Annotated in this window: 22 protein-coding genes and 1 tRNA gene; 11 read left to right on the forward strand and 12 right to left on the reverse strand. The window is 60.8% G+C overall.

Going from position 1 to position 26348, the window contains the following annotated elements:
• Positions 1-58 precede the first annotated feature (58 nt).
• On the reverse strand, positions 59-1027 hold the full coding sequence (locus ALFI_RS05755) for an IS110 family RNA-guided transposase (RefSeq protein ID WP_014774638.1): 969 nt from the start codon (positions 1025-1027) through the stop codon (positions 59-61).
• A 214-nt stretch (positions 1028-1241) separates the two neighbouring features.
• Between ALFI_RS05755 and ALFI_RS05760 the strand changes: the two genes are divergently transcribed.
• Both ALFI_RS05760 and ALFI_RS05765 read left to right on the forward strand, forming a co-directional pair.
• Positions 1242-2231 (forward strand): hypothetical protein, encoded by a 990-nt coding sequence (locus tag ALFI_RS05760; RefSeq protein ID WP_014775122.1) that lies wholly within the window; start codon positions 1242-1244, stop codon positions 2229-2231.
• A gap of 21 nt (positions 2232-2252) precedes the next feature.
• On the forward strand, positions 2253-3326 hold the full coding sequence (locus ALFI_RS05765) for a hypothetical protein (protein ID WP_014775123.1): 1074 nt from the start codon (positions 2253-2255) through the stop codon (positions 3324-3326).
• Positions 3327-3658: 332 nt separating this feature from the next.
• On the opposite strand, the gene ALFI_RS05770 is transcribed toward ALFI_RS05765, so the two are convergent.
• Entirely contained in the window at positions 3659-4612 is a 954-nt protein-coding gene (locus ALFI_RS05770) for an alpha/beta hydrolase (protein ID WP_014775124.1), read from the reverse strand.
• A 100-nt stretch (positions 4613-4712) separates the two neighbouring features.
• Positions 4713-5663: an NAD-dependent epimerase/dehydratase family protein gene (locus tag ALFI_RS05775; RefSeq protein WP_014775125.1), complete on the reverse strand. Its 951-nt coding sequence runs from the start codon at positions 5661-5663 to the stop codon at positions 4713-4715.
• 114 nt (positions 5664-5777) lie between these two features.
• On the opposite strand from ALFI_RS05775, the gene ALFI_RS05780 reads away from it, so the two are divergent.
• The 7 genes from ALFI_RS05780 to ALFI_RS05810 all read left to right on the forward strand — a co-directional run bounded on the left by ALFI_RS05780 (position 5778) and on the right by ALFI_RS05810 (position 13825).
• Positions 5778-5849 (forward strand) — tRNA-Thr (locus tag ALFI_RS05780).
• Positions 5850-6175: 326 nt separating this feature from the next.
• Positions 6176-6952 carry a lipopolysaccharide kinase InaA family protein gene (locus ALFI_RS05785; protein ID WP_014775126.1) on the forward strand — a complete coding sequence of 259 codons (777 nt, stop codon included), beginning with the start codon at positions 6176-6178 and terminating at the stop codon, positions 6950-6952.
• 218 nt (positions 6953-7170) lie between these two features.
• Positions 7171-8016: a prephenate dehydratase gene (locus tag ALFI_RS05790; protein WP_014775127.1), complete on the forward strand. Its 846-nt coding sequence runs from the start codon at positions 7171-7173 to the stop codon at positions 8014-8016.
• Between the two features lie 124 nt (positions 8017-8140).
• A complete protein-coding gene (locus ALFI_RS05795; protein WP_014775128.1) occupies positions 8141-9205 on the forward strand; it encodes a bifunctional 3-deoxy-7-phosphoheptulonate synthase/chorismate mutase type II in 1065 nt (354 codons plus the stop codon).
• A 93-nt stretch (positions 9206-9298) separates the two neighbouring features.
• Positions 9299-9979 carry a response regulator transcription factor gene (locus ALFI_RS05800; RefSeq protein ID WP_014775129.1) on the forward strand — a complete coding sequence of 227 codons (681 nt, stop codon included), beginning with the start codon at positions 9299-9301 and terminating at the stop codon, positions 9977-9979.
• Positions 9957-11405, forward strand: coding sequence for a sensor histidine kinase (locus tag ALFI_RS05805; RefSeq protein WP_014775130.1), 1449 nt, complete (start codon positions 9957-9959; stop codon positions 11403-11405). The genes ALFI_RS05800 and ALFI_RS05805 overlap by 23 nt, the downstream gene beginning before the upstream one ends.
• 200 nt (positions 11406-11605) lie before the next feature.
• Positions 11606-13825, forward strand: coding sequence for an inorganic phosphate transporter (locus ALFI_RS05810; RefSeq protein WP_014775131.1), 2220 nt, complete (start codon positions 11606-11608; stop codon positions 13823-13825).
• A 178-nt stretch (positions 13826-14003) separates the two neighbouring features.
• Here the strand turns inward: ALFI_RS05810 and ALFI_RS05815 are convergent, their stop codons facing one another.
• The 5 genes from ALFI_RS05815 to ALFI_RS05835 all read right to left on the reverse strand — a co-directional run bounded on the left by ALFI_RS05815 (position 14004) and on the right by ALFI_RS05835 (position 18676).
• Positions 14004-14318: a hypothetical protein gene (locus tag ALFI_RS05815; protein ID WP_014775132.1), complete on the reverse strand. Its 315-nt coding sequence runs from the start codon at positions 14316-14318 to the stop codon at positions 14004-14006.
• Complete coding sequence (locus tag ALFI_RS05820; RefSeq protein ID WP_155835643.1) at positions 14267-15136, reverse strand: hypothetical protein; 870 nt, start codon at positions 15134-15136, stop codon at positions 14267-14269. Before ALFI_RS05820 ends, ALFI_RS05815 begins: the two co-directional genes overlap by 52 nt.
• A 9-nt stretch (positions 15137-15145) precedes the next feature.
• Positions 15146-15802 (reverse strand): fimbrillin family protein, encoded by a 657-nt coding sequence (locus ALFI_RS05825; RefSeq protein WP_081488087.1) that lies wholly within the window; start codon positions 15800-15802, stop codon positions 15146-15148.
• A gap of 235 nt (positions 15803-16037) precedes the next feature.
• On the reverse strand, positions 16038-17780 hold the full coding sequence (locus tag ALFI_RS05830) for a helix-turn-helix transcriptional regulator (protein WP_244265016.1): 1743 nt from the start codon (positions 17778-17780) through the stop codon (positions 16038-16040).
• 503 nt (positions 17781-18283) lie between these two features.
• The gene (locus ALFI_RS05835; RefSeq protein ID WP_009597509.1) at positions 18284-18676 is read right to left on the reverse strand and encodes a DUF2721 domain-containing protein; all 393 of its coding nucleotides are present in this window, start codon (positions 18674-18676) and stop codon (positions 18284-18286) included.
• A 734-nt stretch (positions 18677-19410) separates the two neighbouring features.
• Here ALFI_RS05835 and pflB point away from each other — a divergent pair.
• Together pflB and pflA are read left to right on the forward strand one after the other, a co-directional pair.
• The gene (gene pflB, locus ALFI_RS05840) at positions 19411-21639 is read left to right on the forward strand and encodes a formate C-acetyltransferase (RefSeq protein ID WP_014775135.1); all 2229 of its coding nucleotides are present in this window, start codon (positions 19411-19413) and stop codon (positions 21637-21639) included.
• A 1-nt stretch (position 21640) separates the two neighbouring features.
• Entirely contained in the window at positions 21641-22366 is a 726-nt protein-coding gene (gene pflA / locus ALFI_RS05845; protein WP_014775136.1) for a pyruvate formate-lyase-activating protein, read from the forward strand.
• A gap of 37 nt (positions 22367-22403) precedes the next feature.
• Here pflA and ALFI_RS05850 read toward each other — a convergent pair whose 3' ends face one another.
• The 4 genes from ALFI_RS05850 to ALFI_RS05865 form a co-directional block, all read right to left on the reverse strand.
• Positions 22404-23801, reverse strand: coding sequence for an alanine/glycine:cation symporter family protein (locus ALFI_RS05850; protein WP_009597552.1), 1398 nt, complete (start codon positions 23799-23801; stop codon positions 22404-22406).
• Between the two features lie 80 nt (positions 23802-23881).
• Positions 23882-25141 (reverse strand): Gfo/Idh/MocA family protein, encoded by a 1260-nt coding sequence (locus tag ALFI_RS05855; RefSeq protein ID WP_009597499.1) that lies wholly within the window; start codon positions 25139-25141, stop codon positions 23882-23884.
• Positions 25131-26045, reverse strand: coding sequence for a twin-arginine translocase subunit TatC (gene tatC / locus ALFI_RS05860; RefSeq protein ID WP_009597532.1), 915 nt, complete (start codon positions 26043-26045; stop codon positions 25131-25133). Before tatC ends, ALFI_RS05855 begins: the two co-directional genes overlap by 11 nt.
• A gap of 35 nt (positions 26046-26080) precedes the next feature.
• On the reverse strand, positions 26081-26293 hold the full coding sequence (locus ALFI_RS05865) for a Sec-independent protein translocase subunit TatA/TatB (RefSeq protein ID WP_014775139.1): 213 nt from the start codon (positions 26291-26293) through the stop codon (positions 26081-26083).
• Positions 26294-26348 lie beyond the last annotated feature (55 nt).

The following is a 26348-nucleotide window of genomic DNA, read 5'->3' on the forward strand; positions in this document are numbered from 1 at the left end:
TTACGAACTATATTAAAAAATGCGGAAAAAGAGTAATAATATCGGAGAATGGTTCCTACTAAGGTCTGTTGGAGACGAATCCGTCGATATACTCTTTATCGTGCGCGACAACAGCAAAAGCCTGCCTGATGAGCTTGTTTGCGACAGCGATCATAGCGAGTTTTCCCGATTTTCCGTTTTGCCTGAGCCTCGTATAGGTCTCTTTGCATTGGGCATTGAACCTACTGGCAGGCCAAGCGGCGATATAGAGAAGTCCTCTAGTGTATGCGTCTCCGTTTCGGTTGATATGCCCTTTGATGTTTACCGAAGTTCCGGACTGTTCGTAAGTGGGACAAATTCCGAGATACCGGGACACCTGCTTGGCATTTTGGAAGTAGGTAAAGCCTCCAGTAGTGATGATGAGCGCCGTGGCAAGCGTTATGCCTATCCCTTTGATGGTCGTCAGCAGCGCGAGTTGTCGGCTGAACTCCACTTCGACAAGATCCGTGAGTTCCGCCTGGAGCCTGTCACGCTTCTTTTCAAGGAACTTGATAGTTTCGTCTACGGTATGAGTTGCACCTTTGTCCGGGACAGGCAGACATGCAAGAGAGCCACGAAGGTTCGACATGGCGGTAATCTGCTTAGTAAGTTGGCGAATGACGGTTCTTTTCTGTCGGAGCCGCAGGATGGCCTCTCCCTGTACCTTGAAAGGACGCGGGTTCATCTTCTCTCCGTACAAGGTAATGAGTCGTGCATCGCTCTTATCGGTCTTGACCGTAGAGAGCAAGGCTTTGGCGAAGTTCTTTACCTTCAGCGGATTCTCCATGCTGACAGTAATTCCGGCGACATTGAGCATATACAGCAGCAAGGCGCTGTAATTCCCTGTCGCCTCCATAACACAGTGGATACTGCCGTCTTTGGGGAGAGTCCCGATAAACTGTCTGATACCAGCGGTCGTGTTGTTAAAAGTACGGATCTCCCCGCCTTTGTCGGAGGAGTAAGCTACCACGAATGTAGCCTTGCTCACGTCGATTCCAATGTACCTCATGGCCGTTCATTTTTTGGTTTTAACGACATCGCTTACATCTTGGTCCTTCATTGCGAATACGGGCTCAGACACCTTACGAACTATCCGGATTCTGATGTAAAGAGTATGGGGTCAGAACATAATTCCCGGTTTAGAAAACCAATGAGAGATCGGACTTATTCCATACTCTGATGTCTTAACTATTCAAATTTAATTAACTAATTACAAATATACAATGGAGAGAATAGAAAAAACCTTGCTGCTGCCGCTGCTGGCGGCCGCAGTACTGTCTTCCGCGTCCTGTTCCGACGACAAGGAGAAGGAGCCGCCCGTGCGGGCCGTAAATTATACCATCGAGTTCTCGACCGTCTCGCAGGCGGTTTACCTCGGAGACAAATACCAAACCGGAGAGGGCAATTACCGTCTGACATTGACCAATGCGGACGGAGACGTGCTGGAGGCGGATCTGACGAGCGTCAAAGCCCCCAAACCCTCCGCCGCGATGCCCGAAGCGGGCGTTTACACGGCGGCGGAGACCCGCCGGGCGGGAACGTTCGCGCCGGAGGCATCCTCGTGGGAAACCGTCAAAAGCGGCGTCGAGGTCCGGAGCGCGAATCAGGCCGGGCAGAAAACGAAGTTCGCGATCCGTGCGGGCAGCATGACGCTCGCGCCCGCGGCATCGGGCGACGGGACCTTCACCCTGTCGGGCGAGGTGACCGACGGAGACAAAACCGCCCTCTCGTTCTCGTGGAGCGGCGCGCTGGCCTTCGCAAACGAATCCGGGGAGGAAGACCCGGTCGTGTACGAACGGCTGTCGATGGTCTTCGGCGACTACTATCCCGACGACTACGGCATTGCGGCCGACACCTACATGCTCCGCGGCGGCAACGAAAGGGTCGAACTGCATTCGCAGCTCCGCAGCGTGCCGGCCGCCGATCCGGCGGCGCCGCTGCCCGGCGACGGCAAATACACGATCGACCTGCGCTCGGAAGCGGGAAAATACGCCAACGAAACCTTCACGTTCCGCTCAGGCTACATCTCCCAGAGCGGCCGGGCCGCCGGCACCTACTGGAAAACCGACGAAGCCACCTACGTCGCCACGTCGGGATCGTTCACCGTCTCGACCGTCGGCGAAAGCTGGAAGATAGAGGGAACGCTCCGCGACGACGGGGCCGAAGAGACGTTTTCGTTCACCTACACCGGAAAACCCGGATTCAAAAACTAATCCCCAAATACGTTACGACCTATGCAAATCTTCAGAAAATCACTGCTCCTGACCGCCGCGCTGGCCCTGACGGCCTTCGCCGCATGCAGCAACGACGACAATGAAAACGGCGGAGACGGCAAAGAGACCGATCCCGATTACCTCGCACTCCCCCACGCCTACGGCACCTATTACCACACCTACTGGGGCGACGCGGCCGGCGACTACTATCTGGTGCTGACCGACGCAGACCTCGATCAGGCCGATGCCGCGCCCTACAAGTACCGGCTCGACATCGACTTCCTGAGCGTACTGGCGACCGATCCGAAAAGCGCGCGTCCGCTGGACGGCGAATACACCATCGGCAAATCCACCGACAACAAGGCAGGCGTATTCATCGAGGGATTTCTCGGAACCGATTCCTTCGGCATGCCGGCTCTGTTCGGCACCTATTGGAACGAGCCTGACGAAGAGGAGGGTTCCACAACGCCCCACGCCATCGTCGGCGGAAAGATGCGGATCAAGACCGACAACGGCATCACCACGATCAAGGCGGAGTTCATCGACGAAGACGACAGCACGCTGCGCGTCAGCTACCGCGGAGCGCTCGAATTCGAAAACCGCATAAACGACTCTTACCGCGGCGACTCGAAACTGAATGCCGACTATGCGATGAACGCCGACGCGCCGGTGGTTTCGATCAAGAAGATCACGGACGAATGTACGGCCCGGTACGACCGCTGGGACCTGCACTTCTACGAAAAGGAGTGCTACGCGACGCAGGGCGCGACGGGGTACTACCTCTGGTTCAGGCTGAAAACGGCTCCGGGGCAGGAATACATTCCGTCGGGCACCTACAAAGCGACCTCGGACGACACGCCCGGCTTCCTGCCCGGCACACGGGAAGAGCTCGGCGGCGGAAATCTCCGGGCCGTGAACACGTGGTTCTACAGCGGCCGCACGCCCCATGCCCCGATGACCAACGGTTCGCTGACCCTGAAAACGTCGAACGGAACGGACTACGAAGTGTCGTTCTCGACGGGCGACGACCACCCGATGCCCTATCTGGTAACGGGATCGTTCTCCGGAACGGTGAAAAAGCTCGCCTCCAATTAGGCGCCCCGGATAGGCGGATTTTCGCGGCCGCCCCTCTTCCCGGCACTTCCGGGAACGGTCCGCAAATCCGGAAGATGTCAAGGCCGGAACTTCAGAGAAGTTCCGGCCTTGGGGTTTCATGCGGGGCGCACCGTTGTCAGGACCGCAGCCGATTTCGGGTTCGGCACCGTTTTCAGAGCTGCGGTCCCTTTGAGGGCTGCACCGTTGTCAGGTCAGTACTTTTGTCGGGTCTGGCACCGTTCCCGGATCGGCGGACCGGTCTCCTGCGGCAGATCGGAGTCCATGCGGTCCGAAGCGGTTACGGCTCCAGCACGGACCGGGCGGCCGCGGAATCAGCGGACGTATTTTCCGACGAACTCCCGGACGACGGCGGTGTATTCCTCCCTGTTGTCCCGGTAGGAGTAGGCGTGTCCGGCTCCGGGAACGAGCCACAGCTCCTTTTCGCCCGGCTTGGCCTCATAGAGCGGATAGACCATCCACGTAGGCACGTAATCGTCGGCGTCGCCGTGGATGAAGAGCATCGGAAGTTCGCACTTGGCCACCTGCGCCAGCGCCGAAGCCTCGCGGAAATTCCAGCCGTATTTTAGATCACAGAGCCAGCTCGCAGTGTGCATCAGCGGAAATGCGGGAAGTCCGAACGAGGTTTTCAGCTCGTTCGAGAACTCGTCCCAGACGCTCGTGTAGCCGCAGTCCTCGACAAAACACTTCACATAGGGGCGCTGCGACTCGCCCGCAACCATCATCGTCGTGGCGGCGCCCATCGAGATACCGTGAACGACCATCTGCGTATTGCCGCCGAAGAGGGTGTCGGCGACCTCCATCCAGCGCAGCACATCCAGCCGGTCGAGCCAGCCCATGCGGATCGCCCGGCCTTCGCTCCGCCCGTGGTAGTGCAGGTCGGGCAGCAGCACGTTGTAACGCAGGTCGTGATTATAGAGGTAGCCGATCATCAGCATCCGCACGGCGCAGTCGGTATATCCATGGACGATGACGGCCGTGCGGTCGGTCGGTTCGGGAGCCGCGGCGTAGAGCGCATGGAGCCGCACGCCCTGCGGATCGACGATCACCGTATCGCGCAACGCTCCGGCCCGTTCGAGGCTGTCCGTCCACGGACGCAGGAAAGGATACTCGGCGTACATATATTCATAGGCCGTCGCATTTTTCGCCCGCATCGTCTCTTCAGGGCGCAGCGAGAAGCCGAGCATGTAGAAACTCCCGCCGATAACAGCAGCTATCAGCAACAGCACAAAAAGGGCTATGATCCGTAAAATCCGTCTCGTCGTCATAACTTTCGGTTACAGGTCCGCACTCCCGGAGAGCGGCGCGCCGTCCCAACTCGAAGAGGTCCCGGAGACACGGGGTATCTCAGGGCGCCGCTGCGCCGACTCATTCGGCCGCCAGTTTCGTCCGGATGTGCGCCAGCATGTCGTCGGTCATGCGCGAAAGGTCCCATTCGGGTTTCCAGCCCCACTCCTCGCGGGCGCAGGTGTCGTCCAGCGAATTGGGCCAGCTCTCGGCGATCTCCTTCTTGACGGGATCGACGTCGTAATCCATCGTGAAATCGGGCAGACGCTTCCTGATCTCGGCGCAGATGATCTCCGGCGTGAAGCTCATCGAGGCGATGTTGAAGCTGTTGCGGTGAACGAGTTTCGCGGGATCGGCCTCCATCAGTTCGACGCAGGCGCGCAGCGCGTCGGGCATGTAGATCATGTCCATATAGACGTCCGGCGGCACGGGGCAGGTGAACCGCCCGGAGCGGATGGCCTCGTAGTAGATCTCGACCGCATAGTCGGTCGTGCCGCCGCCGGGCAGCGTGACGTTCGAAATAATGCCCGGAAAACGCACCGAGCGGGTATCGACGCCGTATTTGTGGTGGTAGTAGTTGCCCAGCATTTCGCCCGTGACCTTGCAGATGCCGTAGATCGTCGTGGGCTGCATGATGGTATCCTGCGGGGTCCGGTCCTTGGGCGAGGTGGGGCCGAAGGCGCCGATCGAGCTGGGCGTGAAGAGCGCGCAGTGGTGCTGGCGGGCCACTTCGAGCGAGTTGTTCAGCGCACCCATGTTGACGTTCCACGCCATCTGGGGATTGCGCTCGCCAACGGCCGAGAGCAGCGCCACGAGGTTGAAGATCGAGTCGATATGGTAACGAGCGACCACCGAGGCCATGGCCGTAGCGTCGAGGGCGTTGAGCACTTCGAAAGGCCCCGCTTCGCCGAGAGCCTTGCATTCGCGCATGTCGGTGGCGACGACGTTGCGGTCGCCGTAGATTTTGCGCAGGTAAACCGTCAGCTCGGAACCTATCTGGCCTCCGGCGCCTATTATCAGTATACGTTTCATGGGTTTAGAGTTATAATGCAAAAGTAAAGATAGAAAATAATTGTGAAAACCGCACAAATTTTTGGTCTTTTCATTTTTCTTATGTACTTTTGCACCACTCGAATGAGAAATGTTGCTGTTGTAGCTCAGTGGTAGAGCACTTCCTTGGTAAGGAAGAGGTCACGAGTTCAATCCTCGTCAACAGCTCGCAAAGCAAGGATTACGTGTCACGTAATCCTTTTTTCATTTCGGCGGAAAGGCCTGACAGGGAACAGGTGGAGCGGACGGCAGCGGTCCGCCGGCTGCGGAGATGCCCAATGCGAAAGATGCAGGCCGGGGGGGGGTCCGCCGGCCGCCGAGACGCCGCGTCCCATGCGGAAGTCTCCGGAAGGGGCGGCCGCTTCAGGCAGACGAAAAGCGACAAAACAAACAATCCGAAGCCCGATTGCCACCCAATCAGCCAATACTGCGCCCAAAATGGACTATCCAAACCGATCGTTTGCCGTAACTTTGCCGTGTAAATGAATACGGACATGAAAATTACGGTCAATCCCGGCATGGAACACCTGCGGCAGTTCGTCCGGCAGCTTCCGGAGCTTTTCCCGGTGTCGGGCGAAGTGCTTCATGACGGCCGCAATCAGATACGCGCCTTCGACATCGGAGGCGAACGGCTCGTGGTCAAGCGTTACAAACGGCCCAGCGCGTTCAATGCCGTCATGTACTCGTTTTTCCGCAAGAGCAAGGCCCGCCGCGCCTACGAACACGCCCTGCGCCTGCGCGAGCTGGAAATCGACACGCCCGAACCCGTCGCATGGAGCGAATACCGCCGCAACGGGCTGATAACGGAGACCTATTTCGTATCCCGCAGGTCGGACTACACACCGCTCACGGCGGCTACGGAACGGTTCCCGACCTCCGATTCGCTGCCCGTGCTCGAAGCATTCTCCCGTTTCACCGTCCGGCTCCACGAAAAAGGGATCTGCCACGAGGATTTCAACCAGACCAACATCCTCTGGCGGCACGACGAGGCGACGGGACGCTACCATTTCCAGCTGATCGACATAAACCGCATGAAATTCCTCCGGCGGCCGCTCCGCCCCGACGAATGCATGATCAACCTGCGGCGGCTGAGCTGCCCGGCCGTGGCGTTTCTATACATCCTCGACCGCTACGCCGAAACGCGGCAGTGGGATATGGACGACACGCTGCTGCGGGGCACGTTTTTCAGGCTTCTGTTCGGACGCCGCCAGCAGTTCAAGAAGCGTTTCAGGGAGCGCAAACTGGCCGTGACAGGCAAAAAACAGGGCTGAAAATTTGGATTTCGGGAATATTTCACTACATTTGCCAGAGGTTAATCCACCAAGGAGACAATGAGACTTTACGGTTTTGCATATTATTTCTTTTACTTTTTCTTTTATAGCAAGGGAAGAAGCGGGATGGCATGCAATTAACTGTATAAAACAATAGAGTGAAAACACGAAGAATCCCGTTCTGCAGAAGAGCGGGATTTTTTAATGCGATTCAGAAGATGAAACGGATAACGATACAGGGGATAGCGGGTTGTTTCCACGAGACGGCGGCGCACGGAAGTTTCCCCGGCGAAGAGGTCGAAGTGCTGCCCTGCGTGAGTTTCGACGAGCAGTTCGCCCGCATGGCGGCCGACGCGGAGCTGCTGGGGGTGGCGGCCATCGAAAACACCATTGCCGGAAGCCTGCTGCCTAACCACGAACTGTTGCGCCGCAGCACGCTGACGGTCATCGGCGAGTACAAGCTCCGCATCTCGCACGTGCTGGCGGCGCTTCCGGGACAGCAAATCGCCGACATCCGCGAGGTACACTCGCACCCGATCGCCCTGATGCAGTGCGGCGAATACCTCAAGGCCCGGCCCGCGATGAAAGTCGTCGAGCGCGACGACACGGCGGGAAGCGCCCGCGAAATCGCCAGCCAGCGGCTCGCCGGCACAGCGGCCATCTGCGGCGCCGAAGCCGCGGAACTCTACGGACTCGAAATCCTCGAACGCGGCATCGAGACCAACAAGCACAACTTCACCCGTTTTCTGGTACTGGCCGACCGCAGCCGCGCGGCGGAGTTCACCGATCCGGCCCGCACCGACAAAGCGTCTTTGGTATTCACACTGCCCCACGCGCAGGGGAGCCTCTCGAAAGTGCTGACGCTGTTATCCTTCTACGGAATCAACCTCACGAAAATACAGTCGCTGCCGATCATCGGACGCGAATGGGAATACCGGTTTTACGTGGACGTGACCTTCGACGACCCGATGCGGTACCGGCAGGCGGTCGATGCGGCCCGGCCGCTGACCAGCGATTTCCGGATTCTGGGCGAATATGCCGAATATCCCAATCCCGAAATCTGAGCGGAAGGACATAGGACCCGATTTTCGCGGCGGGCGGGGACAGAGACGCAAACGAGGCGGCAGGCTGCGAATGACGCGAAAAGACAGAGACAAGACAAACGACAATAATTCAAACAGAACTGATATGAAAGATTTGCAACCCATCAATTTTCCGGGACTCGATCCCCGGCGCCCGCTGGTCATCGCGGGACCGTGCAGCGCCGAAACCGAAGAGCAGGTGATCGAAACCGCCCGCGAACTGGCCGCCGAAGGCGTGCGGATTTTCCGCGCCGGGCTATGGAAGCCCCGCACCAAACCCGGAGGGTTCGAAGGCGTGGGCGCCGAAGGCGTGGCATGGCTCCAGCGCGTAAAACGCGAAACGGGGATGTATACCGCCACCGAGGTCGCCACGCGCAAGCATGTCATGGCGGCGCTGGAAGGGGGCATCGACATGATCTGGATCGGCGCCCGCACCACGGCCAACCCCTTCGCCATGCAGGAGATCGCCGACGCACTGCGCGGCCACGACATTCCGGTGCTGGTCAAAAACCCCGTGAGTCCGGACCTCGAACTCTGGGTCGGCGGCGTGGAGCGCATCTACAACGCCGGCATCCGCCGTCTGGGGGGCATTCACCGCGGCTTCACGTCGATCGACAAGAGTCTCTACCGCAACCATCCGATGTGGTCGATCCCCATCGAGCTGCACCGCCGCCTGCCGGGCCTGCAGATCTTCTGCGACCCCAGCCACATCGGAGGCCGCCGCGAACTGATCGCGCCGCTTTCGCAGCAGGCCATGGACCTCGGATTCGACGGGCTGATCGTCGAAGCGCACTGTTCGCCCGACTGCGCGTGGAGCGACAAGGCCCAGCAGGTGACGCCGCAGGGTCTGGCCTACATCTGCCGCAGTCTGGTGATCCGCGAAGCCAACACCACGACGGAGAGCCTTTCGGAACTGCGTTCGCAGATCGACAAGCTCGACGACGAACTGCTCGAACTGCTCGTACGCCGCATGCGGGTATCGCGCGACATAGGACAGTACAAGAAAGAGCACAACATGCCGATCCTGCAGGCCAAACGTTACGAAGACCTGCTGGCGCGACGCGCGGAGCAGGCCGTACAGCTGGGCATGGACCGCGAATTCATGCGCTCGGTGTTGCAGGCCATCCACGAGGAATCGATCCGCCAGCAGATGCAGGTGCTGGGCGAATGACGGGCTGTTACATTTCGGTTAAATATTCGGCGGGGACCACGCAATAAAGGGATTGTTACGTACTTTTGATGCGGATACCAATCCGTAACAGTTATGACAAAGCACAAAATCCTTGTGGTGGACGATGAGGAATCCCTCTGCGAGATTCTTCAGTTCAATCTCGAAGTCGAGGGTTACGAAGTCGATACGGCGTACAGCGCCGAACAGGCTCTCGGCATGCACCCCGAACGTTATTCGCTGATTCTGCTCGACGTCATGATGGGCGAGATGAGCGGATTCAAGATGGCCCGGCTGCTCCGGGCGCAGCCCGAAACGGCCGCCGTGCCGATCATCTTCTGCACGGCCAAAGACACCGAGGACGACACGGTCGCGGGGCTCAACATCGGAGCCGACGACTATATCGCCAAGCCTTTCTCCGTGCGCGAAGTGCTGGCCCGCGTGCGCTCCGTACTGCGCCGCACCGCACCGCAGGAGGGCCAGAGCAGGGCGATCGCGTTCGAAGGGCTGCACATGGACCTCGTCCGCAAAATCTGCACCGTGGACGGAACGCCGCTGGCCCTGACAAAAAAGGAGTTCGAGATACTCGCCCTGCTGCTTTCGAACCGCGGCAGAATCTTTTCGCGCGAGGAGATACTGCATCAGGTCTGGAGCGACGAGGTAATCGTGCTGGACCGCACCATCGACGTCAATATCACGCGGCTGCGACGCAAAATCGGCGTCTACGGAGACCACATCGTAACACGTCTGGGCTATGGGTACGGGTTTGAGGAGTAGCCTCTCCTACCACCGGCGGCTCTTCCTGCTGCTGCTCGCGTTTTCGTGGGCGCTGGTCGCCTGCTTCATCGTCTTTCAGTACGGCCGCGAAAAGCAGTTCAAGGCCGAACGGCTCGACACCCGCCTGCAGCTCTTCAACCTGCGGATGCTCGACGCCCTCGCCGACGGCGCGACGCCTGAGGAGTTCATCGCCGCACGCGACGAACCGTTCGGCGACCTGCGCGTGACGGTGATCGACGCCGCCGGGCGCGTCACCTTCGACAATTCGGCCGGCAGCCTTCCGGAAACCAACCACCTCGACCGCCCCGAAGTCGCCGAAGCCCTCGCCCGCGGCACGGGATTCACGATCCGCCGCCATTCGGAGAGCACCGACCTCTACTATTTCTATTCGGCCATGTCCGACGGCGGGGTCGTCGTCCGCTCGGCCGTGCCCTATTCGATAACGCTCCGCGAAGTGCTGGCCGCAGACCGCGAATTTCTGTGGTTCATGCTGGGCGTCACGCTGCTGATGAGCGTGGCGGCCTACTTCGCGACCCGCCGGCTGGGACACAACATCACGCGGCTGAGAGATTTCGCCCAGCGCGCCGAGCGGGGCGAGCGGATCGATGAGCAGGCGGTCTTTCCGCACGACGAGCTGGGCGACATATCGAGCCATATCATCCGGCTGTACGCCCGCCTGCAGCGCACCACGGCCGACCGCGACCGCGAACATGCGCTGGCGCTGCACGAACAGCAGGAGAAAATCCGCATCAAGAAACAACTCACGAACAACATCAACCACGAACTGAAAACGCCCGTGGCAGCGATTCAGGGGTATCTGGAAACTCTGCTGGACAATCCGGGGCTCGGAGCGGAGAAGCGCACGGCGTTCCTCGAAAAGAGCTGCGCGCAGGTGGCGCGGCTGCGCAGCCTGCTCGCCGACATCTCGACCGTCACGCGCATGGACGAGGCGAGCCAGCTGATCCGCAAGGAGCGTGTCGTGCTGAACGACATCGTGGACGAAATCCGCGCCGACATGCAGCTCCGGCCCGAAGGGCAGCGGCTGCGCGTGAACTGCGACTTCCCCTATCCGCTCGAAATGGAGGGCAGCCCCTCGCTGCTGGGTTCGGTGTTCCGCAACCTCGCGGACAACGCCGCGGCCTATTCGGGCGGACGCGACATTTTCATCCGCCTGCTGGACAACTCGCCGGAGCAGTACACGCTGCAGTTCGCAGACAACGGCATCGGCGTGGAGGAAGAACACCTGCCCCACATTTTCGAACGCTTCTACCGCATCGACAAGGGGCGTTCGCGCAAGCTGGGCGGCACGGGGCTGGGGCTTGCGATCGTCAAAAACGCCGTGATGATGCACGGCGGCACGATCTCGGTCCGCAACTCGGAGCGCGGCGGACTGGAATTCACCTTCACCCTGCACAAACATTCATAGAGCCGCAACCCGTCCGTAACACGTTTGTAACATCCGTTTCGTTCCTTTGCACCGGAAAGACCGGCCCGCACCGCAGGGCGGCGATCCCCGCCCAAGACGGCGGGCGAAAGCCTCCTCCGGAAAATGGATGCAGGGCCGGACGAAAACATACGGCGGAGCGCCAAAACGGAGCCGCCGAAAAACAAACGACAAACGACCATATGAGTCCTCTATTCACAAGCATCGTCATCGTCATGGGCCTGCTGGCCGTGATGGGCATCGTCGTGGGCGTGGCCAACGACGCGGTCAACTTTCTCAACTCGGCCCTCGGATCGAAAGCCGCACCGCGCCGCGTCATCCTCTGGATCGCCGCCGCCGGCATCCTCGTCGGCACGCTCACGTCGAGCGGCATGATGGAGGTGGCGCGCAGCGGCGTCTTCTATCCCGGACAATTCTCCTTCCCGGAGATCATGATGCTCTTTCTGGGCATGATGCTGGGCAACATCCTGCTGCTGGACATTTACAACACCCTCGGACTGCCCACCTCGACCACCGTGTCGATGGTATTCGGACTGCTGGGCGCGGGAGTCGCCGCGGCACTCTACCACATCTGGGGCGATCCGGCCGCTTCGGTTTCGGACCTCTCGCAGTACATCAACACCGGAAAGGCGATGGCCATCATCGCGGCCATCCTGCTCTCGGTGGCGCTGGCGTTCGCCGCAGGGTCGCTCTTCATGTACGTTTCGCGGCTCATCTTCTCGTTCCGCTACGCGAAGGTGTTCCGCCGCTGGGGCGCCGTATGGTGCGGCATTTCGCTGGCGGGAATCCTCTACTTCGCGCTGTTCAAGGGGCTGAAAAGTTCGGGGCTGATTCCGACTTCGGTCGGAGAATACGTCGGCGAGCACGTGCTCGTAACGCTGTTCGTCTTCTGGGCCGGGGCGTCGGTGGTGCTCTGGATTTTCCAGCGCATGCGGCTCAACATCATGCGCATCACCATCCTCACAGGCACCTTCGCGCTGGCGCTGGCCTTCGCAGGCAACGATCTGGTGAACTTCATCGGCGTGCCGCTGGCCAGCTACGACGCATGGCAGATCGCCCGCGAAACGGGCAGCGAGTCGATCATGATGGGCGAACTGGCCAATCCGGCGCGCGCCAACTTCCTGCTGCTGTTGCTGTCGGGCGCGGTGATGGTCCTGACGCTCTTCTTCTCGAAGAAATCGCGCCACGTCACCGAAACCGAGCTTTCACTCGCCTCGCAGCACGAGGGCGACGAGCGGTTCGGCTCGACCTTCGTATCGCGCAGTCTGGTACGCGCCTCGCTCGCGCTCAACACCATATGGACAGGGCTGATTCCCGACCGCATGCAGAAAGTCATCGACCGACGCTTCGAACCGCTGCCTGCCGAGGAGCGTTCGTCGGCGCCCTACGACATGATCCGCGCCGTCGTAAACCTCACGGCCGCCTCGATCCTGATCGCCATAGGCACCTCCTACAAACTGCCGCTCTCGACCACCTACGTGGTCTTCATGGTGGCTATGGGTTCATCGCTCGCAGACCGGACGTGGGGCCGCGAAAGCGCCGTATACCGCATCACGGGCGTCATGGCCGTCATTTCGGGGTGGTTCATCACCGCGCTCGGCGGATTCCTGATCGCCCTCTGCGTGACGCTGCTGCTGCTCTGGGGCGGCTGGATCGCCGTCACGACGCTCGTCGCTCTCTGCGCATGGCTGCTCATCCGCAGCCACCGCACCAAGCCGGAGGAGAAAGCTGCCGCGGAGGAACTGCCGGTAATCAAGGCCGAGACTCCGGACGAAGTGCTCTGCGTCTGCATCGGCGAAGTATGCACGACGATGGAGCAGGTGACGCGCATTTACAACCGGACGCTGGTCGCCGTTTTCAAGGAGAACCGCAAGGTGCTCAAGGAGATGGTGCAGTCGTCGAACAGGCTCTTCGAAGAGGCCCGCGACCGCAAATACGGCATCATGCCGACGCTGCGCCGCCTGCAGCAGTGCGACATCGACACCGGGCACTTCTACGTGCAGGTGACGGATTACCTCTCGGAGGTGACCAAGGCGCTGATCCACATCACCCGTCCTGCGTTCGGACACATCGACAACAACCACGAAGGGCTGTCGAAGGAGCAGATCGTGGATCTGATGCGCGTAAACGATCAGGTGGAGGCGATTTTCGACAAAATCAACGACATGCTCCGCACGAAGGACTTTTCGGATCTGGACATGGTGCTCGAAATGCGCGACAAGCTCTTCGACACCATCGTCGAGGCGATCAAGAACCAGCTGCGCCGCATCAACGGCGACCCGGCAGCCAGCACGCGGGCCAGCGTACTCTATCTGACGATCCTCAACGAAACCAAGACGATGATCCTGCAGGCCCGCAACCTGCTCAAGTCGCAGCACTACTTCCTCGAAAGCAGAAAATAGGCGCGGCAGAAGACAGGCCTGCGGAGAATTCCGGACCGGACGACCGGAAGACAGCGGCCGGAAAACACCGCACAGAAAACACCACACGAAAAACAACGGACAGAAAACACAGTACGGCCGCCAAAACAAAGACCGCCGCTCCACGAAAGGGCGGCGGTCTTCTTCCTATATCCGCATGCTATTTGACATCCTTCACGCAGCGTACGGGGCAGGCCCATGTCTTGCTCGGTTCGGCCTCGGTTTTGATGGCGGAGACGCTGTAAGTCAGCGCATAGCCGTTCTTGCCGGCAGACGATGCGCTCCAGCAGTAGCCCGAAGTACCCGCTTCCGCGCCGCCGCCGGAACCCGACGCCGACATGATATTGATATAGCCGGCCGCAGGATAGTACCCGTTGCCTTCGGCAAAAACGCATCCGGTACGCTCCGCATCCCACACGCCGTTCAGATCGGCCCATGCGGAAGCGGCTCCCGCGCCCGAAACGGTACGCGCCACCCGTCGGGGCACGGGTCGAAGACGCCCTTCGTACCGTCGGCGTTGCTCCAGCGGTAGTCTTCGCCGCCAACCGCCGGCGACAGCCAGTCCGAAACACCCACAATATAGCGGTAAGGCTGCCGGACCGAAGCCACGAGATTCTCGGAGGGCACATTCGACGAAGCGAAACCCCTCAGCGTCATAAACTTGCCGATACCGTCGTTCGACCAGCCGGCATTGCCGTTAAGGAACATCATCCATGTATAGGGACCTTGGAACGGATCCTTGCGGCCCCACTGGTAGAAGCATCCGGCGCTCTGCGGCCCCTTCACGAGCGAAGTGGCGCCCAGATTGCGGTCCATGAAGACGTTGCCGCCGACGGTCTGCTGCCCCGCAACCTGCGAAGGATCGTACTCTGTGGCCCAGATATGCCAGCTCCAGTAGCAGTTGCCGTCGCCGTTGAGCAGATAGCGCACGTCCTCCCAGACTACGCGGGCGCCCATGGCTCCCAGCATGCCGGCGCCTTCGCCCGCCAGCACGTCGTTCTTACCCCACACGCCGAAGGCTTTCGAAACGGGGATATAGAGCGTCTCGCCCGGCGATACGACGTAACAGTTGGGGAGCAGTTCGGGATTGGCGAAAGCGGGCGTAACCAGCAATTTGCGGACCTGACCGGCGGCCAGCGAGGTTTTGCCCGGATGCGTATAGTCGAACGCAGCGAAGCCGTTGCCCTCGACCTTCAGCAGGGCCTTGCCTTCGGCGATCTCCTGCGCCGGCAGGTAAGCGCGGAAGGCGTTGCCGCAGCGCGTCATCGCCACCGAAGCCGTCTTGGCGTCCACGGACTGCATTTAGGCATCTTGGGCCGCGGCCGCCAGCGAGAAGACGGCTTTCGTGCGCACGTCCTGCACCGTCACGGCGTAATCGGTCAGTTTGTCGGCGTCCGCGACGAAGGCTTCGGCCAGCGCCAGCTTATGGCGGAACACGAGTCTGATCTCGCCGTCGCGCTCGCTGAATCCCGGCGTGCGGGCCGTCATGAAGTCGGCTTCGGCAACCGAAGCGTCGTAGACGAGCGCCGTCGGATCGGCATTTTCGGCATAGGGATAGTAGGCATAGAGGTCCATGACCTGCCCCTGCTCCATGTAATAGGATTTGGAGCCTTCCTCACGCCACGAACCGTCGGCCTGACGGACGAATTTGGCATTCTGGATGTAGTTGCCCGAAGCGGCCCGATAGGCCTGCGTTTCGGCATCGGAGCGGATCACGGCGAAGAGGCCGATGGCGTCCCCCTCCACGAAGCGGGAGGCATAGGCGACGTCCGTTTCGCTCTTGGTCCGGACGAACTCCGCCGGCTCGGCGGTCAGACGGATCGCGGCGCACGAAGGCGCGGCGCACGAAGGCGCGGCGCCGGCGGTCTCCTCCTTCTGGCAGGAGACGACCGAAGCGGCGCAGAAGAACAAAGCCGCAGTCAACAAGGATCGACTGCTGAATAGTAACGTTTTTTTCATATGAACAGCGTTTAAAAGAATACTTACGGATTCGGGGACGGCACCGCCTGCGCAAAACAGGCATCCGCCAAGCAAAACAACCAAAGGATACGCACCGCCGCACCGGGCAGGCGCCCCTCACTAACCTATTGACAAAAGTAAAAGAAGCCGGACGATTTATGAAACGCTCTTTTTCGGAATTCGTAAAAATTGACAAATTCCGAAAAAAAACAAACCCCGAAAAACGGGGTTGCGTTCAGAGCTGGTGCTCGCGGTGGAGTTTGAGCAGTTTCTCGCGGTACTTAGACGGCGGCATGCCGATCGCGCTCTGGAACGAAGTGTAGAAGGTTTGCAGATGGTTGTAGCCGAGCGTCTGGGCAAGCGCCTTGAGCGGCGTATCGTCATCGACGTCGGAAAGCCGCCGCACGGCCTCGTCGATGCGGTAGCTGTTGACGTAGCTGCTGAAGGTCTTTCCGGCCTGCTGGTTGATCGCACGGGAGATATAGGTGCGGTTGGTGTCGAGCCGCTCGGCGAGCCGTTCGATGGTCAGGTCGTTCTGGCGGTAGACGCCTTCGGTCTGCATCAGGTACTCGATCCGGGCGAAGAGTTCGGCGTCGCGCACGGCGTGGTCGTCACGGTCGGGCGACGGCTTTTCGGTCTGCGGGGAGGTAGGGCCGGGGGGGGGCATGGCCGGCTGCGCGGCCTTTTTCTCCTTTTTCAGGAATTCGTACTGCTGCCGGACGATCTGCTTGTACATCTTGTCCTTGCGCCGGTAGAGGATATAGACCACCGTCGAGATGCCGACGGCGAAGAGCAGCAGCAACAGCAGCAGCTGGAATCGGCGCTGCTGGCGGATGAGGTCGATTTCGCTCTTGCGCAGCATGTTCTCCTGCCGTTCGGCGTCGTACCTGACCCGCAGTTCGTTGATCGAACGCTCCCGCTCGACGTTGAAGATGCTGTCCGCCTGACTATGGTAGCTCTTGAAATAGTCCAGCGCCTCGCGGTAGCGGCCCAGCGCGGTCTCGGCCTCGGAGATACGCAGGTAAAGCTTATAGCGGTGCACGGCGTTGTTGCTCCGCTCCGAGAGTTCGATGCCCTGCCGGAGCACCGGAATCGCGCGGGCGTACTCGCCCCGGTCGTTCAGGTAGGTTCCGTAACTGAGGTAGGTCATCACGGCAGCGGTCACGACCTTCTCGTCGATGTGGTCGAGCGCCATCAGGTAATAGCGTTCGGCGCCCGCATCGTCGCCCTGCGCATGGAGGATATTGGCGTAAAGGCTGTAAAGCTCGGTGTGGTAGCCGAATTTATCGGTGTCGGGAAGCGTCCGGAGGATGTATTCCAAAGCCCGGTCCTGATCGCCGAGCATGTAGTGCATGTAGGCGCTGATGACCGCGCCGCCGAAAGCGAGGTAGTCGTAACCCCACTCGGTGCCCAGCCGGCAGACCTCCTCGGCGTATTTCAGGCCCGCAGGGTCGTTGCGCATGTAATACGTATTGGCCAGATTGCACTGCGCCACCAGATAGAAGCGGTTCAGCGAGGCGCTGCGGGCGTACTCCATCGCTTCGAGGAAATATTCGATGCCTCCGAAATAGTTCGTTTCGATGCTGACGGCATAGATTCCCAGCGCATTGTAAATCCGGCACAGCGCCACCGGGTCTTCGCACTGCCGCCCGCGGATCAAAGCCCGGTCGAGGTATATGCGGGTCGAGTCGCTGCCCTCGGCGAGCAGGTAGGACTGCCCGGAGAAGAGGTCGGCGTACATCAGCGCCCGCTCGTCGTCGTGCGCGGCGCCGGCCCTGCGGAGACGCGAGACGTAGGGATGAATGGCGGCGAATTCGCTCCGCATGGTGTATTGGGAGCAGATTTCGACCAGCAGGTCTATATCCTCAGGGTCCCGTTCCAGCCGCTCCAGCAGCGCAGGAAGCGTATCGGCCTGAATCACCGCGGCATGCGAAGCCGCGCCCTCCTGCGCGCGGACGGCAGGAAGTCCGAGAGACACGACGGCGGCCAATATGAACAAACGTCTGAACATCGCTGGAGATCGGAAAACGGGCCGGGCCGGAGAGTCGGCGCACTCCGTTTTCGCTCTGCTAAATTAATAAAAAAACTCGAAAACGACGAAAAGGCGCCTTTTTAATCCAAAAAGGCATGGTCCGAAGAGCGGGCGAAAACGGGCCGCGCTGCCGTTCCCGCGCCCGCGGACGCGACGGCCCGGAGGTTCACGGCAGGCCGGAGGTTTGCCCGGAGATTTGCACGGCCCGGAGGTTTGCACGGCCCGGAGGTTTGCACGGCCCGGAGGTTTGCACGGCCCGGAGGTTTGCGGCGGAATGTCCTCCGGCCCGTGAAACGGAAATGTAACGGGGCCGTCATTTCAAAGTAACGACGGCCCCGTATATTTGCAGTGTGAAAACCGGACGAGGTTTTCCAAGTTGGTTTTAGGTTACATAAGTAGGTTAGTGGGAGATGCAGCGACGCGAGGTCGCGGCATCTTCGTTATTACGGCTATTTCTCCATGTCGTGCAGGTGGATTTCGAGGGCGCGGACCGAAATCTGGATTTCCCAGATCGACACGCCCAGCGAACCGATCAGCAGCAGCAACGCCGCGCCGAAGACATAGGCCGAAAGGACGAAAAATCCGACATACAGCAGGAACATCGTCACCACGCAGAGAAAAAGGCTCGAAACGCCCAGAATCTGCATCGTGCGCGTGAGGTGTAGGCGGCGGCGCAGGTTGTCGATCTGCGCGCGGGTGACTTTCGAGGGGTGCTGGAGGTGCTGCTCCTTGAGCGTGCGCACCAGCTGGGCGTACGACAGAAAACGGTTGGTGTAGGCCAGCAGAATCAGCGAGACGGCCGAAAAGAGCAGTGCGGGGGTCGTAAGAGTCAGTTCTTCCATGAGCGAATCGGTTTTGCGGAATTACGGTCGCCGTTTCCTGCCGCTTCGGGTCCGCGGCCGCAGAGCGTTCAGGCAGGGCCGAAGCGGCATCATGCCGGGCACGCATCTCTGTGGGCACTCAGCGGGGTGCATCTTAGCGGGTGCGGCGCCAGAAACACGGGACGGCTTCCGGGACAAAGGTACGAAATATTCCGGTCAATGCGCCCGGTCCGACAAAACAGTGAGCGTTCGCCCCGGCAAAACGGCGTGCATCCACCCCGCAAAACAGCGAAGGTCCGGTCGGGCAAAACAGCGTGCATCCGTCCCGGCAAACCAGCAAAGGTCCGCAACATACACCCGCCCCGGTAAAACAGCATACACCCGTCCCGGCAAAACTGCGGCGGGACCCGAAGGCAAGATGCGCGTTCGAGACCTCCGGGCCGTATTCCGCCGCATCGGTCGCACATATCGGCCCGCCGGAATCTGCGGCGGCACCGGTCCGCCGGGCCCGACGCTGCCGATGCCGCCCGATCCCGGTCCGCATTCGTCGCTGCAAAGCAGGGGCCAAACCGTAGGCCGAAGGACTCCATCCTGCAGAAAAAACGCTCCGGGGCGATATGGTCCGACAAATCGCAGGTATTTTTTAAGATTTTTTAAGAAAATGCGTCGCAGCGTTCGGTATTGTGAAAAAAATAACATACCTTTGCGCATCCCAAAGAAAACAATTTTAATCTCATTTTGACGAATAATAATTTATGGAATTGAACAAAACCTTTATCGACGGACTTTGGAGCAAGGAGATCAACGTGACGAGTTTCGTTCAGACGAACATCACCCCCTACGTGGGCGACGCCTCCTTCCTGCAGGGTCCCACCGACCGCACGAAGCACATCTGGAACCTCTGTCTCAAGGCCCTCGAAGAGGAGCGCGCCAACAACGGCGTCCGTTCGTTGGACAACAAGACCGTTTCGACCATCACTTCGCACAAAGCCGGCTACATCGACAAAGAACAGGAGCTGATCGTCGGTCTGCAGACCGACCAGCTGCTCAAGCGCGCCATCAAGCCCTTCGGCGGCATCAACGTCGTATCGCGCGCCTGCAAGGAGAACGGCGTCGACGTGGACGAGAAGGTTAAGGATATTTTCACCCACTACCGCAAGACGCACAACGACGGCGTGTTCGACGTCTACACCGAGGAGATCCGCTCGTTCCGTTCGCTGGGCTTCCTGACGGGTCTGCCCGACAACTACGCCCGCGGCCGCATCATCGGCGACTACCGCCGTCTGGCCCTCTACGGCACCGACCGGCTGATCGAAGCCAAGACCGAGGACCTGCGCGGCCTGACCGGCCCGATGACCGACGCCCGCATCCGCCTGCGCGAAGAGGTCGCGGAGCAGATCAAGGCACTCAAGGAGATCCGCACGATGGGCGAATACTACGGACTGGACCTGAGCCGTCCGGCGCACTCGGCGCAGGAGGCCGTACAGTGGGTCTACATGGCCTACCTCGCCGCCGTGAAGGAGCAGGACGGCGCCGCAATGTCGCTGGGCAACGTTTCGTCGTTCCTCGACATCTTCATCGAGTACGATCTGGCCCACGGCAACATCGACGAAGTGTTCGCGCAGGAGCTGATCGACCAGTTCGTCATCAAGCTCCGCATGGTGCGCCACCTCAGAATGCAGTCCTACAACGACATCTTCGCCGGCGACCCGACGTGGGTGACCGAAGCCATCGGCGGACGCTTCAACGACGGCCGCACGAAGGTGACCAAGACCTCGTTCCGTTTCCTGCAGACGCTCTACAACCTCGGTCCGTCGCCCGAACCCAACCTCACGATTCTGTGGAGCCCCGACCTGCCGCAGGGATTCAAGGATTTCTGCGCCAAGGTTTCGGCCGACACCAGTTCGATCCAATACGAGAACGACGAGCTGATGCGCGAAGTGCGCCATTCGGACGACTACGGCATCGCCTGCTGCGTGTCGTATCAGGACATCGGCCGTCAGATCCAGTTCTTCGGCGCCCGCTGCAACTTGGCCAAGGCCCTGCTGCTGGCTCTGAACGGCGGCCGCTGCGAGAACACCGGCACGCTGATGGTCAAAGGCATTCCGGCGCTCACCGAGGGTCCGCTGCGCTTCGAAGAGGTGATGCGCAACTACAAGATGGTGCTCAAAGAGATCGCCCGCGTCTACAACGAGGCCATGAACATCATCCACTACATGCACGACAAATACTATTACGAGAAGGCCCAGATGGCGCTGGTGGACACCGACCCGCGCATCAACCTCGCCTACGGCGTGGCCGGTCTCTCGATCGCCCTCGACTCGCTCTCGGCCATCAAATACGCCAAGGTGACGGCGCGCCGCAACGAGCAGGGGCTCACCGACGGATTCGACATCGAGGGTGAATTCCCCTGCTTCGGCAACAACGACGACCGGGTGGACCACTTGGGCGTGGACCTCGTGTACTATTTCAGCGAGGAACTGAAGAAGCTGCCCGTCTACAAGAACGCCCGTCCGACCCTCTCGCTGCTGACCATCACCTCGAACGTGATGTACGGCAAGAAGACCGGCGCGACGCCCGACGGACGCGCCAAAGGCGTGGCTTTCGCTCCGGGCGCCAACCCGATGCACGGACGCGACAAGAGCGGCGCGATCGCTTCGCTGGCCTCGGTGGCCAAGCTCCGCTACCGCGACTCGCAGGACGGCATCTCGAACACCTTCTCGATCATCCCCAAATCGCTGGGCCCGACGCAGGAGGAGCGGATCGAGAACCTCGTGACGATGCTCGACGGCTACTTCACCAAGGGGGCGCACCACCTGAACGTGAACGTGCTGAACCGCGCGATGCTCGAAGACGCCATGGAGCACCCCGAAAACTATCCGCAGCTGACGATCCGCGTGTCGGGCTATGCCGTGAACTTCACCAAGCTGAGCCGCGAACACCAGCTGGAGGTCATCAGCCGCAGTTTCCACGAGCGGATGTAAGATGATAAAGGTACACTCCTACGAATCAATGGGAACATTCGACGGGCCGGGACTCCGGCTCGTCGTTTTCCTGCAGGGATGCAATTTCCGCTGTCTCTACTGCGCCAATCCCGACACGATCGACGCCTGCGGCGGCACGCCCACGTCCCCGGACGAGATACTGCGCATGGCCGTGGACCAGAAGCCTTTTTACGGACGGCGGGGCGGCGTGACCTTTTCGGGCGGCGAACCGACGTTTCAGGCCGCGGCGCTGGCGCCGCTGGTGCGCAGGCTCCGGGAGGCGGGCGTCCACGTCTGCATCGACACGAACGGCAGCATCTGGAATCCGGCGGTCGAAGAGCTGCTGGGGCTGGCGGACCTGATCCTGCTCGACGTGAAGCAGGCCGATCCCGAACGCCACCTCGCGCTCACCGAACGCGACAACGCCCAAACCCTCCGCACGGCGGCATGGCTCGAAGAACACGGCAAACCCTTCTGGCTCCGCTACGTGCTGGTGCCGGGCTACAGCGACGCCGAAGCCGACATCCGCACGCTGGGCGGGCGGCTCGGCGGCTACAGGCAGATCGAACGGGTCGAGCTGCTGCCCTACCACACGCTCGGAGTTCACAAATACGAAGCGATGGGAAAGGAGTACAAACTCTCGGACGTCAGGGAGAATACGCCGGAACAGCTGGACCGCGCGGCGGCGCTGTTGCGCGAATATTTCGCGAATGTGGTGGTGAACTGACGCCCCCGGCCGACTTCGGCGGCGGCCTGCTGAATTGCTACCAGCACTCCGCCTTGTCTTTCAACTCAGGAATCCGGTCTCGCGTGTAGACCGGATTTTTGATGCCCTGCCGTTTCTGGGCGACGTAATCGGCCAGCAGCAGGAAAGCCTGACGCCCCAGCAGCAGGATAGCGGCGAGGTTGAAGAGGGTCATCAGCGCCATCGTAATGTCGGCAAGGCTCCACGCCAGATCGAGCGTGGCAAGGGCCCCGAACAGCACCATCGCCCCGACCAGCAGCCGGTAGAGGGTCAGCGCGCCCGGACGACGGGTGATGAAGCGGATATTGGCTTCGCCGTAATAGTAGTTGCCGATGATACTGCTGAAAGCGAAGAGGAAGATCGCCACGGCGACGAAGACACTGCCGACGGGGCCGATTTCACTGACCAGCGCGGCCTGCGTAAGCCGGATGCCCGACAGCGATGCGTCGGGGACGCCACCGAAAAGGATGATGAAAGCCGTGCAGGTGCAGATTACGAGCGTATCGGTGAAGACCCCAAGGGTCTGGATCAGCCCCTGCTTGACGGGATGCGAGACATGGGCCGTGGCGGCGACGTTGGGCGCGGAACCCATGCCCGCCTCGTTGCTGAACAGCCCCCGCTTGATGCCCTGCATCAGCGCGGCTCCCACGCCGCCGCCCATCGCCTGCTCCCAGCCGAAAGCGTTGGCGACGATCAGCTCCACGACTTCGGGCAGCCGCCGGAAATTGAAGAGCACCACGCCCAGCGCAAGGGCGATATACCCCAGCGCCATGACCGGGACCACCACCCCGCTCACGCGGGCGATGCGGTGTATGCCGCCGAAGATAACACCCAGCGTCAGCAGCGTCAGGGCGATGCCGACCCAATGGTGGTCGAAGCCGAAAGCGCCCTCCCATGCGGCGCAGATCGTGTTGCTCTGCACCGAATTGAAGGCGAAGCCGAACGTGACGGAGATCAGTACGGCGAAGACCACGCCCATCCAGCGCCGGCCCAGTCCCCGTTCCATATAATAGGCCGGACCGCCGATATAGGAATCCCTGCCGCGGCGTTTGTAGAGCTGGGCGAGGGTCGATTCGACGAAGGCGCTCGAAGCCCCCAGCAGGGCGATGATCCACATCCAGAAGACGGCTCCCGGACCGCCGACGGCGATCGCCGTGGCGACGCCCGCGAGATTGCCCGTACCAACGCGGCTCGCCAGCGAGACGGCGAAGGCCTGAAACGACGAGACATGCCGCTCGCCCCGCCGTCCGCCGCCCGCCGACTCCCCCAGCACGCGGAGCATCTCGCGCAGCATGCGGAACTGCACGCCGCGCGTACGCACGGTGAACCATACGGCGCAGCCTAACAGCAGGGCGACCAGCAGATAAGACCAAAGCACGTTATTGACCGAGTCGATCCAGAAGAAAAGGGTTTGCATGGCGGAGATGTTTCGGACAAAGGTAGCAAAGTTAATGCTAAAACGGGAGAAGACCGGAATTCCGGTCTTCTCGAAGCAAATCATTCGGCGGCATCCATCCGGATCGTCTCCCCCGTCCGGCGGCTGCGTTCGGCGGCGTAGCAGATGCGGTGGCTCTCGATCGAATCGTCGATCGTGGTGAGGAACGGCCGCGAGGGGTCGCGGAGCGCGCGGATGAAATCGCCGATCAGCTGCAGGTCGGCCCCGGCGTGGAAGGGCTGTCCGGCGATGTCCGAGAAATCATAGGTCTCGGCATCCCCGCCGCGGAACCTGCGGACCCGCAGCGTACGCTCGTCGCCGTCGATCTCGCCGCCCGTGAGCCGGATGTGGGTCTTGCGGAAATCGTCGTTGGTGAACATCTCCATCGAAAGGCTCATCGTCACCTCGTCGTCCATCTCCATCGAAAGCAGCTGGTGATCGACCACGTCGTTGTCGCAACGATAGACGCAGCGGCCCAGCATTCCCGTGCGCAGTTCCTCCATAATCGTCGCATCGAGCGTCGCTCCGGGCGGCACGTCGAAGTTCGAGACCCAGTCGCGGCGGACGTAGTAGAGGTCGCGCGCCGAGAAGGGGCATTCGGATTCCATCCGGCAGTCGAGACACCGCGCGGCGGAGCCTTCGGGAGCATTCTCCGCACGGAACCAGCGCAGCGACCCGAACGACGAGAGCAGGCGGCAGTGCGAACCCGTCAGCCACAGCAGGAAGTCGATGTCGTGACAGCATTTGGCCAGCAGGATCGGATTGGCTTCGCTCTCGCGCCGGAAGATGCCGCGCACGTAGCTGTGGGTGGCCCGGTCGAGTCCGACCGAAGCGGTATGGTTGACCGAAACGACGTGTCCCAGCCGCCCCGAAGCGACCAGCTCGCGGATCTTGGCGAAATAGGGATGGTAGCGCAGCACATGGCAGACGCCGACCAGCACGCCGCGCCGGCGGGCGCGCCGGGCGATTTCGCGGCATTCGTCGAGACGCTGGGCGATCGGCTTTTCGAGCAGGACGTGGTATCCGGCGTCGATAGCCTTCACGGCCGGGTCGAAATGGGCGTTCTCAGGAGTCGAAATCAGCACCATGTCGGCATCGAGCCCCTCGGCGAAGAAGTCGTCGTAATGGGCGTAGCAATACTTGTCGGGAAGCCCGAAAGCGTCGGCCATGGCGCGGCGGCGCAGGTCGTTGACTTCGACGATCGCGGCCAACCGGAGCTGTTCGGGATTCCGGCGGGCGTATTCGAGGTATTTATGCGCCCGGTTGCCGGCGCCGATCACGACGATCCGCACGGGCCGGGAGAGGGTTGTTTCAGTTTTCATCGGATGTTGCGGAAATTACAGCGGCTGCCACGGCTCCGTCCGCCGCATCGCGGCGTTCGATGCGGGAGGAAAGACGGATGCTAAGTTCGTAGAGCCAGTAAAGAGGTATGATAACCAGAATCAGGCTGAAAATGTCGGGCGGCGTGATGATCGCGGCGATCACCAGCAGGCCGACGAAAGCGTGCCGGCGGTAGCGTTTCAGAAACGACGACGAGACCAGCCCCATACGGGTCAGGAAGTAGACCAGCAGCGGCAGCTGGAACACCAGCGCCGAGGCCAGCGATGCGACGATGACGGTCGAAAGGTACTGATTGACGTCGATCATGTTCACGATCGAAGCGCTGGCTTCGTAATTGATGAAGAAGCTGACCGAGAGCGGCACGATGACGAAATAGCCGAAGAGCAGGCCCGTGAAGAAGCAGGCCGAGATCCAGAATACGAAGCGGTGCGTGGCGGCGATTTCGCGCTGTGTGAGCGCGGGCTTCACGAAACGCCAGAACTCCCAGAGGACGTAGGGCATGGCCAGCACGAGACCCGTCACGAACGAGATTTTCATGTGCAGGTTGAACTGCCCCGCCATGGCGGTATTGATAACCCGGAAATCGAGGTTCGAGACGTCGAACGCTTCGGGATTGACGCTCAGCGAAAGTCCTGTCAAAGCGTTGATCCAACCGCAGAGCGCGGCGAGGCCGTGTCCGGTCTCCAGCAGCAGCCGGTTGGTCGGGAAACCGGCGCTCTTGGGGCCGAAAAGCACCACGTCGATCAGGAAGTGCCGGGCGAAAAATGCGGCGACGGCGATCACGACGACAGCGGCGGCACCGCGCACCAAATGGGGGCGCAGCGCCGCGAAATGGGACCAGAAGTCCATCTCCGCGCTTTCGTTTCCGGCGTTGGGTTTCGACATATCGGTTCGTTGGGGAATTCGCGCCGTGCTCCGGACTATTTATCCGCCGGTTTGTCTCCGGGGACATCCGCCGGATTCGGCTTCTTGTTTTCGGACGAATAGTCCGTATTCATGGCGTCCTTGAACTCCCGCACGCCGCGGCCCATGCCGCGCATCAGTTCGGGAATTTTCGCGCCGCCGAAGAGCAGTATCACGACGAATACGATAATCAGCAGCTGGCCGTATCCGATCATACAGGGTATAAACATAGTCTTGCAGTTTTTGCGTTTCACAATTGCGGCCCGCGCCGCATCCGTGCGGAGT

Origin of the sequence: Alistipes finegoldii DSM 17242 (assembly GCF_000265365.1) — a bacterium.
Lineage (GTDB): Bacteria > Bacteroidota > Bacteroidia > Bacteroidales > Rikenellaceae > Alistipes > Alistipes finegoldii.

Excerpts from the sequence above, each read along its gene's own strand:
- ALFI_RS05755 (WP_014774638.1), bottom strand. The coding sequence starts at position 1,027 with ATGAGGTACATTGGAATCGACGTGAGCAAGGCTACATTCGTGGTAGCT.
- ALFI_RS05760 (WP_014775122.1), top strand. The coding sequence starts at position 1,242 with ATGGAGAGAATAGAAAAAACCTTGCTGCTGCCGCTGCTGGCGGCCGCA.
- ALFI_RS05765 (WP_014775123.1), top strand. The coding sequence starts at position 2,253 with ATGCAAATCTTCAGAAAATCACTGCTCCTGACCGCCGCGCTGGCCCTG.
- ALFI_RS05770 (WP_014775124.1), bottom strand. The coding sequence starts at position 4,612 with ATGACGACGAGACGGATTTTACGGATCATAGCCCTTTTTGTGCTGTTG.
- ALFI_RS05775 (WP_014775125.1), bottom strand. The coding sequence starts at position 5,663 with ATGAAACGTATACTGATAATAGGCGCCGGAGGCCAGATAGGTTCCGAG.
- ALFI_RS05785 (WP_014775126.1), top strand. The coding sequence starts at position 6,176 with ATGAAAATTACGGTCAATCCCGGCATGGAACACCTGCGGCAGTTCGTC.
- ALFI_RS05790 (WP_014775127.1), top strand. The coding sequence starts at position 7,171 with ATGAAACGGATAACGATACAGGGGATAGCGGGTTGTTTCCACGAGACG.
- ALFI_RS05795 (WP_014775128.1), top strand. The coding sequence starts at position 8,141 with ATGAAAGATTTGCAACCCATCAATTTTCCGGGACTCGATCCCCGGCGC.
- ALFI_RS05800 (WP_014775129.1), top strand. The coding sequence starts at position 9,299 with ATGACAAAGCACAAAATCCTTGTGGTGGACGATGAGGAATCCCTCTGC.
- ALFI_RS05805 (WP_014775130.1), top strand. The coding sequence starts at position 9,957 with ATGGGTACGGGTTTGAGGAGTAGCCTCTCCTACCACCGGCGGCTCTTC.
- ALFI_RS05810 (WP_014775131.1), top strand. The coding sequence starts at position 11,606 with ATGAGTCCTCTATTCACAAGCATCGTCATCGTCATGGGCCTGCTGGCC.
- ALFI_RS05825 (WP_081488087.1), bottom strand. The coding sequence starts at position 15,802 with ATGAAAAAAACGTTACTATTCAGCAGTCGATCCTTGTTGACTGCGGCT.
- ALFI_RS05835 (WP_009597509.1), bottom strand. The coding sequence starts at position 18,676 with ATGGAAGAACTGACTCTTACGACCCCCGCACTGCTCTTTTCGGCCGTC.
- pflB (WP_014775135.1), top strand. The coding sequence starts at position 19,411 with ATGGAATTGAACAAAACCTTTATCGACGGACTTTGGAGCAAGGAGATC.
- pflA (WP_014775136.1), top strand. The coding sequence starts at position 21,641 with ATGATAAAGGTACACTCCTACGAATCAATGGGAACATTCGACGGGCCG.
- ALFI_RS05850 (WP_009597552.1), bottom strand. The coding sequence starts at position 23,801 with ATGCAAACCCTTTTCTTCTGGATCGACTCGGTCAATAACGTGCTTTGG.
- ALFI_RS05855 (WP_009597499.1), bottom strand. The coding sequence starts at position 25,141 with ATGAAAACTGAAACAACCCTCTCCCGGCCCGTGCGGATCGTCGTGATC.
- tatC (WP_009597532.1), bottom strand. The coding sequence starts at position 26,045 with ATGTCGAAACCCAACGCCGGAAACGAAAGCGCGGAGATGGACTTCTGG.
- ALFI_RS05865 (WP_014775139.1), bottom strand. The coding sequence starts at position 26,293 with ATGTTTATACCCTGTATGATCGGATACGGCCAGCTGCTGATTATCGTA.